This window comes from Sneathiella sp. (assembly GCF_041689005.1).
In the GTDB taxonomy this organism is placed as follows: Bacteria; Pseudomonadota; Alphaproteobacteria; order Sneathiellales; family Sneathiellaceae; genus Sneathiella.
Window position 1 is genome coordinate 1 of record NZ_JBDNHC010000012.1, and the last position, 11,952, is coordinate 11,952.

The window sequence follows — 11,952 nt, forward strand, 5'->3', positions numbered from 1 at the left end:
CGAGCGGGTGACCTCGAGATCGGCCAGTAACGCGGCGACGGTTTTGCTCGTCATCGAGGTTCCCCGGTCGGCGTGAACAACCTGTGGTGTGCCGTGAAGGGCGAAGGTGTCCGTCATCATCTCTGCCGCTAACACCGCGGATTCGGACGCATGGACTGCGGAGCCAACGATATACCGCGAGTAAATATCGATCATCACGTAGCAATCGAAGTACTTGCCCTTGACGGGGCCAGCCAGCTTGGTAATGTCCCAGCTGAACACCTGGCCGGGCCCCGTGGCGACCAGTTCCGGGACTGCGCGGGCCGGGTGACGGGCCTGTCGACGACGGTCTTTGACTTGCTTATTCTGATTCAACACCCGGTAAATCGTTGAGATCGAGCCCAGATAGACGCCGGCGTCGAGCAACTGGGCGTAAATCTGAATCGGGGGCAGATCCACGAAATCAGGCGAATTCACGAGGACGAGAATCTCAGACCGCTCAATCGAACTGAGCTTATTCGCCGGCACCATCGAAACCCTGGGCATGGGTGTCGTTGGGGCGCGGGTGGCGGTGGCCCGAGGAAGACCGACCAGTGTTGCGGCCGTGCGGGTGGAGATGCCGCGGGCGGTCAGCTCCCGATAGCTGGCTTTTACTGTTTCGTCTGCGGTGGTTCGTCCCGCGAGCTCTTGGAAAGATTTTCCAACAGCTCGTGCATTTTTGACATGATCTCCAACGCCACCTCCGTCGTGGCCAGGCGTTGGTCTGTCAACTCCAGTTTCCGTTTGAGCCTGGCGATCTGAACCTGTTCCGGGGTGAGCTTGCCAATCTTCTCCCCGGGCTGCTTGCCCTCTAGCACGCCGGCATCGCGCAGCTTTCGCCATTCGGTGGTCTGGGACGAATAGATGCCCTGCTCACGCAGATACGCCCCTCCTTTGCTTGTGGCAATCGCAACATCGTAAGCGGCAAGATGGACAAGTTTCTGGGCCGGAGTAATCGAACGCCGCCGCGTCGGACCACCCGACCTTGGCCCCTCGGGGATGCTGTTGTTCATAGGACTATCGTGGTGCACGACGCTGATCGATGGGTTGGACATGGTGAATCAGTTCCTAGTTCTCGCCCTGCGATACGGCGGACTTGCTATTAGCTGCTGGCCTCACTCGATCCTGACACGCAGGGCCGGGCCCGCAGGCGGTAGCTGACTGCTGGGCTCAAGGATCCAAAGATTCTCTATGGCAGTGGTTACATTGTCACCCACCAGTGTTTTTTGATTGCTGCTGTTGATTCAGCTGCCGGCAGCTCCGGTTCAAGGATCAACGCCGGGTCCTTCAAGGGATATGTTGTTCTCTAGGCACTGAACTATGACGGGAAGCGGCTATCTGCAACGGTTGGTAACGATTGGGTGATTGTTGAATCAATCTCGGCAGCGGTATACATCCTTTATCGTCATGTTGAATTCACCGGTGTTGGTTATGAGGCTCAGGTGAGAATCTTCATTGACCGCGTATTAATAGAGACAATCCCACTACTAACCAAGTAGTCGCAACTATCTGGTTATCTAATAACCACTAGTTTAATAACCACTAACCCCTCTGCTTCGGCAGAGGGGTTAGTGGTTTAACGTCTGTCCGGTCATAATTTGCTGCTCCTTATTCTCCGCTTTGTTTGAGGGGCATAAGTTGCAGTAGCTAGCTGAAGAGCAATTGGAGAATTGGGGAGTCATGGAGAAACTAATTATTGGGATTGTGTCAGTTGCTGTTTTAGCGTTGGTCTTGTGCCGGCGGGGCCGCCTGCGAACATGTTGCCAACCAACAGACGCTTACAAGTTTTAACGCCAGCGCTACAGGCCTAACCACTCTCCAGAGATCTCAAATCATTGTACGGGCGCAGTGTTTTACAGTCTTTGAGCAACTGTGAAGGAGTGGAACGGGTACCGCTAGGGCTCCTGGTCGAGGGGCTACAGTTCAGTAAAAGTGCTGATCGTGGTGTATGTACTAGGAGAAATCAGTGAGGAGAAATCAGTGAGGAGAATTCGATAACCGGTTCGAGGTTTCTCCCGGAGGTGAATCACCCGAAGTGGGACAGTGCTTATGTCTGCACTAGTCGGTAGCCTGAGAGCAAGCTTTATGGATAACTAACGAACACACCTTGTTATGGAGGAGAGTACGAACGAGATGACCTATCAAATGACGCACGAATCAGTTTTGACGAGCCCGTCTTTGAGGGTGGTGGCGCGGTGATGGCTCCTACTACGAAGGAAGCTCAGCGTGCCGAGCTTCATATGACGATTTGGCGGATCGCGAATGATTTTCGTGGGAACGTCGATGGCTGGGACTTCAAGTCTTATGTACTCGGAATGCTCTTCTACCGGTTAATCTCCGAAAGCCTCACTGCTTACCAGAACGAGCAGGAGCGCAAAGCTGGTGATCCGGAGTTCGACTACACGAGTCTCGCGAATGCCGAGGCCGAGTTTGGTCGCCGCGAGACGGTGACGGAGAACGGTTTCTACATCCTTCCGTCTTTTCTCGTTCAGAAGGTCCGAAAGCACGCTGCAAACGAGGAAAATCTCAACGAAACTCTGCAGCGAGTCTTCGCCAACATCGAGGGATCCGCCGTTGGCTTTGACAGCGAAGACGACCTGAAGAGTCTGTTTGATGACTTCGAAGTGAATAGCTTGAAGCTCGGGACTCTCGCTGCTGGCGGCTACGTTTGGCACACAATGGGGTCGGGTAAGACGCGGACATCTTTTAAGGCAACGCAGCTGGCGTCTCGCCTGCCGAGCGTGGACAAGGTGCTGTTCGTCGTTGACCGCAAAGATCTCGAATACCAGACGATGCGTGAGTACGACCGCTTCGAAAAAGAAGCGGCGAACTCCAACACCTTGACCGCGGTACTGAAGCCGCACCGCGAGTACTACAGCGAGTATGCCGACAAGGTGCAGGAGCTGCTGAGCCAGTTTCCGCTAGGCACACCAATTGTGGGCGAAGACGCCCAGAAAGACTTCATTGCTCTGTTCGGGGCAATCCTGCGTCTGCAGAACATCCTGACTTCGTTCGAAGGTTTCGTCGGAGACCAGCTGCTCACCGTTCCGCAGGGGCAGGACTACCGCAATGTCTACCTCGACCTGTATGCAGAGTTCCGCCGCGTTGATGAAGAGGGCAAGGAGCGGATCATCGACGACGTCGTCTTTGAAATCGAGCTGATCAAGCAGGTCGCGATCAACGTGGACTCCATCCTGATGCTCGTGCAGAAGTACTGCGACGAACACGGCGATGGCGACGACAAAGAGATCCGAACTGAGATAACCCGCGCGATCGACGCCTCGCCGTCGCTCCGTAATAAGAAGGAACTGATCGAAGCCTTCGTCGACCGGATCTCTGCCAAGGGCAACGTCGACGAGGAGTGGGTCGCGTTCGTGCTCGCGCGCCGTGAAGAAGAACCCGCCTCGATCATCAAGAGCGAGAACCTTCGCCCCGACGCTACTCGCGCGTTCATCGAGAGTGCCTTCCGTGACGGTCAGATTCACACTACCGGCACGGCCATCACCAAAGTGCTTCCACCGGCCTCGCGTTTTTCGGCGGAGGGTGGACACGGTGAGAAGAAACAACGCGTGCTTGGACAGCTCAGTGATTTCTTCGAACGGTTCTTTGGGCTGAGCTCAGGAGGGAAAGATTAAATGGCCACAATTAGCGAAGACCAGCTTGCGGGCTGGACTGGCCCGTCAAGCGCAACCGAAGAAGAGAAGCAAACTCGCACAGAAAAGATGATTCGTGAAGCAATCTCTGCTCACGATGCCTTCCAAGGTGCTTCATACTCGGTTTACGCAAAGGGTTCCTATGCAAACAACACGAATGTTCGAAGCGACAGTGACGTAGACATAGCAGTTGAGTGCACTGAGGTCATCTATATCGACGATAAAGATCCAAACGAAAACCACTCAGGTTCTCCCTACACAGGCATCTGGACTCCTGCGTACTTACGTTCGCAAGTGGAAGCGGCGCTGCGTGCGCAGTTTCCCGGCGCGGTCGATTCCTCCGGTTCAACCGCTTTGCGCGTGAATTCGAATACAGTGCGCGTCGATGCAGATGTCGTTCCGTGTTTTCACCTCATTGAGTATTTCGCGGGAGGGTGCACACGTGAAGGAACGCGGGTTTTCAAGAAGAGCGGGGGTTTCACTGAAAACTATTCCAAACTGCAGCTAAGAAACGGCACGAACAAGAACAAGAGGACCAGCACTTACTACAAAAAGACAGTTCGTATCCTGAAACGTCTTGAGAACTCCATGGTGGCAGCCGGAGTCTGTAATGAATTGCCGTCTTATCTAATGGAGTGCTTGATCTATAACTGCCCTGACGAGTATTTTGGCCGAACAACTTGGCGAGGCGTTATGCAGGGCTGCCTAGCCCACATCTTTAATCACACGCTGGGGGCTGAGCCCACCGTCGAGTCAGAACGATGGCTCGAGGTCAATGATGCGAAGTATCTTTTCTTTACTTCACAGAAGTGGACACGAGAACAGGTTCATGTTTTCGCTGGTACAGCTTGGACATATATGGGGTTCGAATGATCGGCGGGATTCTGATTCGCGTGATTTCAGTCCTCGTTTCTGCGGTTTTTGTAGTTGGGTCCTGGGCCACGACTGGCTCCGCCGATATCAGTATCTTGCGAAACTTATCGATTGCAGTGCTTGTGGTTACGATCGCTCTCGCAGTTTGGAATAAGTGGGTTTGGAGAACACGATTAGCGCAGATGCTGCCCGGAGTGACTCGCGATGTTAGTGGTACCTGGGAAGCGCAGCTTGAGTCATTGTGGATTGACCCGGTTAATAAGAAGGCCCCACCAATCAAGACGGTCTACGTTGTGATTAGGCAGACCAGCACTCACGCTAGTATCACGCTCATTTCTGATGAGTCGAAATCCAAGTCATCGATGGCTCGCGTCGTCCAAGAAGACGGAACTTGGCTTCTTCACTATATGTATACGAACGAGCCAGACGTCGCATTGCCGAAGCGCAGCCCTAGTCACCATGGCTCCGGGGTGCTCACGGTTATTGGAAACCCTGCAAAACGAGTGTCCGGTACTTATTGGACTGACCGAGACTCTAAAGGCAAGCTCACCCTGGACAGGCGCACCAGGAAGCTAGGCGAAGATTTTCGCGACTGTACTGAGCTAATCGCTGGGCGAGAGGCATAGTAGCGATGCTGAAGGAAGCGAGACTTCTGCAGAGGGAAGCTGTCGCTTCACTCTTACTTGCTATCGATCATTTCAATCGCGTCATGGGCATTGGCCGCGGCGAATCGAATATCGGCTGTGCTTGACGAGTCGGTGACTGCTGTCATAATCAGCGATATATGATGACCAATCGCGAGATCGCTACCCTCATCCTCATCGGAGTCGTCATCCTCTGGGCATTGACCAGAGCAGACTTCCGGAAGTGCTTCCGAGGAGTCATCCGAGCGCTTTTTCGTCGATCGATCGTCAAGGTGCTGCTGCCATATCTAGCGTATGCGGGGTTCGTGGTATGGCTGGCGCTCCTTGTAGGCGCTTGGAGTACAGATCTTCTGAAGGATGCAATTCTGATCGCGCTCACGGTCGGCTTCCCAATGGTTTTCAACGCGACAAGCACCAGCGATGGCGGGAGTCTCACACGGAAGACCCTGCGCGATGTACTTGGGTTGTCCGCCATTCTCGTTTTCTACGTCAATTTAGCGTCACTCAGTATTATCGGAGAACTTGTCATTCAAACTGTCGCTTCGTTTGCGGTAATGATGTCTGTCTTTGCTAAGCATCAGGGTGGTAAGTCTCTCGTTATCGCCCGGTTCATGGACGGATTACTTGTCGTGATCGGGCTATTTCTCATGGCTGTGACGACTGCCGAGCTCGTAAACAGTTGGACGAATATCGAGGAGCTTGCAGGTATTGGTTTCACCTTGGCCATGTCGATTTGGCTACCGCTCGCGCTTTTGCCATTCATCTATGTTCTTGCGTTCTACGCTGCATGCAAGTCACTTTTTGTCGCCTTGAAATTTTTCAATGACCGCAAAACGCAGCACTGGAAGGCGAGGATGGCGATCTTGCTTGGGTTCCGGGGCAGTGTGCGTTACGCATCAAACTTCACGGGCCACTGGCTTTACGAGATCGCAAGCCTGACTACATATCCAGAAGCACGACGAGTAATGGGCGAGTACCGCTCAAGTGTTCGAGCGGCAGCAACGAAGAAGAGGGCCGCTGTCAAGCGTCTTCGTGAGAATGCAGGCGTTGATGGGGTAAGTGAGGATGGTCGACGACTTGACCAGCGCGAATTTGAAGGAACGAAAAAACTCCTTGATCAACTCGCAATGTTTCAGATGGGGCAGCACCGAAACAGACTTCATCACTACAACCCGGACATTCTGGCCGCTATCGGACGCCGTGGGCAGTTCGATCTTCCTGATGAACACGGTGTCGAGATGTCCGTCTCACCAGATGGGCAGCGTTGGTACGCCTGGCGAAGAACTATATCTGGCTGGGTGCTTGGGGCTGGGGGCACGAAGGATATTGATGAGCGCTGGGTCTACGAAGGACCTAAGCCCCCTCGAAGCTATCCGAACCGATCTACTGAATGGACGACTACGGATGGCTTGTTCTCGGCACCAGATTGGAGATCCGAGTCCGAATAGCTATTGACGAGTGAGTACAGGCAAACATATCTAATGTTAATTGCAATCTCATTCGGCCTCATGCCCATGTGAGTTCCGAGACATAACACTACGTTCGCGCAAGTATCGGACTACTGATTGGGTGGGGAATCCGATCCGGGAGCCGACTTTGGCGAGTGACAACCCAGACTTATATAGCCGAACCATTTCGTCGATCTGATTGGTGCTTGGTGGAGTAAGCCGCATAACGGCCTTGTTCGTCTTGAGATGGCTGCTAGTTGTATTGCGGTGACATTCGAACTCTTCCGCCAGCTTGTACACCGTAGCCTCAGCCCGATAGCTGTTGACCACCTGATTGATCTGACCTTCGTTAAGCCGCTTTTGCTGTTGACTAATCGATCCGACGAGCTCATAGTCTGCGTCATCTGACTCTGTCATTGTGTTTCCAGTCCCGTAAAGGCATCTGACATTGGTGCGTCATTTCGGGCATTTTCGGCTCAACCCTGACGGCTGTGGAATGTGCAGAAGGTGTTGTAACGCCTGCAATAGGTTGTCGACCTGCTCGCTCTTGACGTCGCTGCCCACGCTGTTACAGTCAGGAGCATCATGCCACTAAGTGAAAAAATGACGAATGAGAACACTGAACAGCTGCCTCGCGATTACGAGATCACCATCACTGATTGCAACAGCATTACTAAAGCGCAGATCTCGCTTCGGAGTTCGGCGCTAAATATCAAGTATGGGCCGAACGGCATCGGCAAGAGCACTATCGCCAATGCCCTCGTTCTTCATTCGCAAGGTGATGATGCGCTGGAAGAGCTACTCCCGTTCAAATACCGAGCGGGTAGCGGTCATCCAAAGCCAACGGTTGTCGGGGCGGATGAAATCCTGAACGTGCTCACCTTTGACGACAATTACGTTTCGCAGTTCGTGTTTCAGCGCGACGAGGTTCTGAAGAACAGCTTCGAAATCTTCATCAACACAGATGAGTACAAACAAGGGATCGAAGACATCGCGTCCATGTTTGAAGAACTGAAAGACACGATTTCCGAGCAGCCAGAGTTTGAGGAAGCGGTTAAGGGTTTCACCGACCTCAGTGACGCGTTCAAAGTCAATGCAACAGGTGCGATTGCAAAAAACAGCCGCGGCCGCAAGGCTTTAGGCATCGGGGGAAAGCTGACGAATATCCCGGAGCCGCTTCGGGGCTACACGGATTTCCTTCAAGGTGATGATCCCGCGGACTGGATCACATGGCAGTCAAAAGGCGCCGCATTCCTCGGTAAATCGCTCAACTGCCCGTTTTGCGCCACCAAGGACGTAAATATGGACCCGGCAAAGATGGTCTCCGAAGAATTCGAGTCAGCCGCGGTCAAGAATATGAGCGCGTTGGGAGGCGTAATCGCTCGACTCGGCCGCTATTTCGAGCCGAAATACTTATCGGATCTTAAGAATCTGACAACACTGATCTCAGAATTGTCTCCTGATCAGGAGCAATTCATCGCGGCCCTTAGTGGCGATTTAAAAACTTTGCTCGACAAACTGACGGCCCTGCGTGGGCTGTCGTTCCATGCGCTTCGCGACGAAGAGAATGTTGGCGAGGCTCTCGGTAACCTGAAAGTTAACCTGGCTCATCTACCATCCCTGGACTCTGATGCAACGCGCGAGGTTGTTGATCCAATCAATCAGAAGCTCGATGAAGTCGCGAGCGAAATCAACAGCATTAGGGCTCGCATTGGCATACAGAAGACGATGGTTGCTCGACTCATCAAAGGCAACCAGAATGGGATCAATGAGTTCCTCATGTCAGCCGGATATAGATACTCGGTAAGAATCGAACCCAGTGAGGACTCGTATCGAATGATCCTTGAGCACAAGGATGAGCCAGGTCATCTTGAGTCAGCATCACGTCACCTCAGCTTTGGTGAGCGAAATGCCTTTGCGTTGGTGCTGTTCATGCATCACGTTCGTAGCGAGCGTCCAGACCTAGTTGTCCTGGACGACCCAGTTTCGAGCTTTGACAAGACCAAGAAGTTTGCCATTTTTCATCAGCTATTCCATAAACGGGACGGCATTTGTGGTTTCACAACACTTCTGCTCACTCACGACATCGAGCCCGCGATCGATATGTTCAGAAGTGGCACGGCGGATCAGTTCAAAGCAGCAAATCCCGTCGTGCATTTCCTCAGCAGTAGAGCAGGCGTTGTCAGCGAGAAGCTCATCGAGAAAGATGACATTATGACTTTCTCGCAAGTGTGCGATGCAAACATCGCGTCGTCGTCTGACGATGTCATCAAGTGCATCTATCTGCGTCGGAAATATGAGATTCACGGTGAGCACGGTGGGGAATACGACATCCTGTCCAGCCTGCTTCACTTGCGGGATGTGCCAGATCGTCGAGGCAACGGTGGAGAACGAGAGCCGCTAAGCGGCACTGAGGTCGCTGCTGCCACGGCAGAGATTCGCGAGATGATTCCAGATTTCGACTACGCAGGGATGATTCAAGGGCTACGCGACCCAGCTGTACTGAAGGCGAGGTTCGAGGCAACCGATGTGGGATACGAAAAGATCCAACTGTTCCGAATCATGTCAGAGCTAAACCCCGAAGGTTTGAGCGGCGACAGTGCATTCCGGAAGTTCATCAACGAGTCGTTCCATATCGAGAACGAGTACGTGATGCAGCTCAACCCTCGAGACTTTGATGCGGTGCCTGAGTATGTAATCGAGGCCTGCACTGCTCTCCTTGGTGATGTCGCTACAGCCTAAAACAAAGATCCATTGATTGGATCTTGCTGCTCGAGAGCGTCAATCTCGCCAGTGATGCAGTTCGCTGTGATTCACAGAATCAGCAATCTAGTTGATTTCTGCCCAATGTGTCGCGACGTAATCGGCAATACCTGCCGGAGCGTAGCCCGGATAGAGACCCTGAAATGCTGCACGGGCGTTCACGAACGAATCATCCGGAATCAGATGTAGCCGCTTGGACAAATAGAGCAAAGCCACTGTTGGTGACCGAGATTGACCCAAGTCACAGTTGATCAAAATGGTCTTGGATTCGTACCACTTATCGATGAAATCAAGTGCGCGCACGAAGGCTTCGGGTCCACTCCAGTCATACATGCGCGCAGCGCCGTCGACCCAGTTGAACGAAAGAAACTGGCCTTCTTCAAAGGCAAGATAGTCGGGATGGTCACGTGGAGGCGCGTTGCTCCAGCCCTTCACTTCAATATGGACTGTCTTGGCTGTGTTGACTACCGCCCACGATGGATTGCTGCGGATTCGACTGTCATCCCTGGAGCCCACATAGACCTTAGTGTTTTCGAGCTGAATCATTCTTGACCTCCTTTCACTTATGAGGCCCATTGTGACAGGCCAAGTTGGCCTTGCAAGCACTCTTTTTCGTCTTAACGGCTTCCCGAATGCTTCATAGCGGTTCGTCACGCATGCCGAGACCACCAACCTCGCTTATACAAAGCAACACTATAAGCTCAAGGAGGAATGGCTCTCTTTGCACAGACAGCCTTCGCCTACGATCATTTCGATTTATCGAATCCGGAATTTGTTCAGGCGAATGTGTCCGGCGGTAGTTTAGGCGACTAGTTGCTGCTCGATCCTTTCGGCTGGATCATTGATCCACGCTGTCGTCGAGATAGCGAGCATCTGCGGGTCTTGACTTGTGGTGAAGCGTTCCGGGCCCGGGCGTCGGCCAGGATCATGGACCAGTGTTGGGCTTTGGCCTCGCGGCCGCCATGGCCAAAGACTGCTCCGTAGTTATGGCAACCGCTCGCTCCGCGCACCCTCACCGGTTCTCCACCAACTCAGATCCCAAGATCCTCGCCCTGCCAGGCACGACCTGGATCAACAAACCCCTGACGACCACCGAAATGAAGGGCCCATCAACTGATGTCACACTAGCCGCCTAAAGTCCCACTGGTCCTCATCTGCCTCGACAAACTCCGGGAGGCTAACCCCTCTATCTTCCTGCTGTTCACCCCAGTGTCTCAACTAAGTCCGAGGCCAATGCCCAAGATGATGCCATGAGCAGGTCTGCATCTTCGATGCCTTTGGCAGCCTCCGCTACCAACTGATTTCCGGGAGCGTCTTGAGATTTTGCGAAGAGCTGAGCAAAAGCACTCAGGTTTGTCTGAGCCTCAATTTCACTGAGTGGGTTGGAAAGAAGTTTCTCAAATAGTTGGCCGAGGAGTTCAGTTTGCGTGGCTAGTAGTAGCCGATAAACATCGTGAGCATCTTTACTTGTGAGTCTTTCACTGATTCCCATAAGTCGGTCGCCTATCTTTGCGGTCTTTGCAATGATTAGGGCGGCTGGGCCAGCAACTTTTATTTGATAACTTCTAGGGTCTTCGGGCTCGAAGGATGAGATCGTCAAAACTGAATTGTCAATCAAGGCACTATCTAGTCCATCGGTGATTCTAAGAACATCTCGGCCATGAGGGCCGAGATCTGCGGCTCTGGATTTAGGTCCTCGGTTGCTAAGAATTCTTGGCTGAAGAAGGTCAAGGGGAACCCTTTCAGCATTTATCCAATGGCCCGGGTTTTTTGCCGTCTCATTTGGCGAATAACCCGCTTCACGCAATAGCTTTCCAATCTCAGGGCTTACTTCCAAGCTTCTAGTGTCAAAAGCAATATCAGCGTCTGAGGTCGCAGGGGCTAGCGGTAGTTCGATGTGATTGGAGTTTAGGTAAACGGCTTGAGCGCCAACCAGGATCAATGAGTCAAGGTGCGGTTGCAAAGTCTCGAGCGCTCCCATTAGCGCACGCCTAGCTACTACATCAGTGCTATTTGCGCCAAATACCATCGTTTTGCACCATCCAATCTAATAAGTTCTTTGCCTCTTCTGGGTTTCTACCTGGGCCGCTCATAAGGTCACGATAGGTCTGTGGAGCACTCACGATTCTCATACCCTCAAATTCAGTGGTCCTTTGAAACGGACCAGTTGAATTTGGATAGGCCAGTATCACATTGGCTCCACGGTCGGTTTGTCTAATGCCTAACTTATTTGCCAGTGCTTCGGGGTTGGTTGAATAAAGCATGGCTGTGTATAAGCCAGCAGAGCTGTGATAACCAGCAGCTGCAATTGTCCCCGTGGCCGCATAAAGCTCCTTGTCGATTGTCTTTAGATCTACAATCAGTTGCTCCAGGCCTCTAGGGGCAATGTAACTTGTGGTGGTGCTTGTTTTGAAGAAGTCACTTTCAGCTGTCCAGGTCGTAAGTACCTCTTTCCACTCCACTTTTTCTATCGAGCGCTTCTTATCGCGGGTAATAAAGCCACCTTCCTCAAGCCTGTCTAGAACCCAATAGGCACTTCCTCTGGATGCGCCA

The 11,952-nt window shown here is 52.7% G+C and carries 10 protein-coding genes and 2 pseudogenes; 7 read left to right on the forward strand and 5 right to left on the reverse strand.

Annotation, left to right across the window (positions count from 1 at the left end; translation table 11 throughout):
• A pseudogene (locus ACESNI_RS01185) lies at positions 1-1,031 on the reverse strand (DDE-type integrase/transposase/recombinase); the annotation flags it as partial.
• Positions 1,032-2,258: 1,227 nt separating this feature from the next.
• Between ACESNI_RS01185 and ACESNI_RS01190 the strand changes: the two are divergent.
• The 5 genes and pseudogenes from ACESNI_RS01190 to ACESNI_RS01210 form a co-directional block, all read left to right on the forward strand.
• Positions 2,259-2,636: pseudogene (locus ACESNI_RS01190) on the forward strand (type I restriction-modification system subunit M N-terminal domain-containing protein); the annotation flags it as partial.
• 6 nt (positions 2,637-2,642) lie between these two features.
• On the forward strand, positions 2,643-3,653 hold the full coding sequence (locus tag ACESNI_RS01195) for a DEAD/DEAH box helicase family protein (protein WP_373084186.1): 1,011 nt from the start codon (positions 2,643-2,645) through the stop codon (positions 3,651-3,653).
• Complete coding sequence (locus ACESNI_RS01200; protein WP_373084162.1) at positions 3,654-4,544, forward strand: nucleotidyltransferase; 891 nt, start codon at positions 3,654-3,656, stop codon at positions 4,542-4,544.
• Positions 4,541-5,170, forward strand: coding sequence for a hypothetical protein (locus ACESNI_RS01205; protein WP_373084164.1), 630 nt, complete (start codon positions 4,541-4,543; stop codon positions 5,168-5,170). Before ACESNI_RS01200 ends, ACESNI_RS01205 begins: the two co-directional genes overlap by 4 nt.
• Before the next feature lie 158 nt (positions 5,171-5,328).
• A complete protein-coding gene (locus tag ACESNI_RS01210; RefSeq protein WP_373084166.1) occupies positions 5,329-6,636 on the forward strand; it encodes a hypothetical protein in 1,308 nt (435 codons plus the stop codon).
• 48 nt (positions 6,637-6,684) lie between these two features.
• Here ACESNI_RS01210 and ACESNI_RS01215 read toward each other — a convergent pair whose 3' ends face one another.
• A complete protein-coding gene (locus ACESNI_RS01215) occupies positions 6,685-7,053 on the reverse strand; it encodes a hypothetical protein (RefSeq protein ID WP_373084168.1) in 369 nt (122 codons plus the stop codon).
• A gap of 168 nt (positions 7,054-7,221) precedes the next feature.
• On the opposite strand from ACESNI_RS01215, the gene ACESNI_RS01220 reads away from it, so the two are divergent.
• The gene (locus tag ACESNI_RS01220) at positions 7,222-9,378 is read left to right on the forward strand and encodes an AAA family ATPase (RefSeq protein ID WP_373084171.1); all 2,157 of its coding nucleotides are present in this window, start codon (positions 7,222-7,224) and stop codon (positions 9,376-9,378) included.
• A gap of 87 nt (positions 9,379-9,465) precedes the next feature.
• Here the strand turns inward: ACESNI_RS01220 and ACESNI_RS01225 are convergent, their stop codons facing one another.
• A complete protein-coding gene (locus ACESNI_RS01225; protein WP_373084174.1) occupies positions 9,466-9,945 on the reverse strand; it encodes a hypothetical protein in 480 nt (159 codons plus the stop codon).
• 389 nt (positions 9,946-10,334) lie between these two features.
• On the opposite strand from ACESNI_RS01225, the gene ACESNI_RS01230 reads away from it, so the two are divergent.
• On the forward strand, positions 10,335-10,535 hold the full coding sequence (locus ACESNI_RS01230; protein WP_373084177.1) for a hypothetical protein: 201 nt from the start codon (positions 10,335-10,337) through the stop codon (positions 10,533-10,535).
• Between the two features lie 65 nt (positions 10,536-10,600).
• Here the strand turns inward: ACESNI_RS01230 and ACESNI_RS01235 are convergent, their stop codons facing one another.
• Complete coding sequence (locus ACESNI_RS01235; RefSeq protein WP_373084180.1) at positions 10,601-11,380, reverse strand: hypothetical protein; 780 nt, start codon at positions 11,378-11,380, stop codon at positions 10,601-10,603.
• 28 nt (positions 11,381-11,408) lie between these two features.
• A partial coding sequence (locus ACESNI_RS01240; RefSeq protein ID WP_373084183.1) for a type IV toxin-antitoxin system AbiEi family antitoxin occupies positions 11,409-11,952 on the reverse strand: 544 nt, incomplete at its 5' end.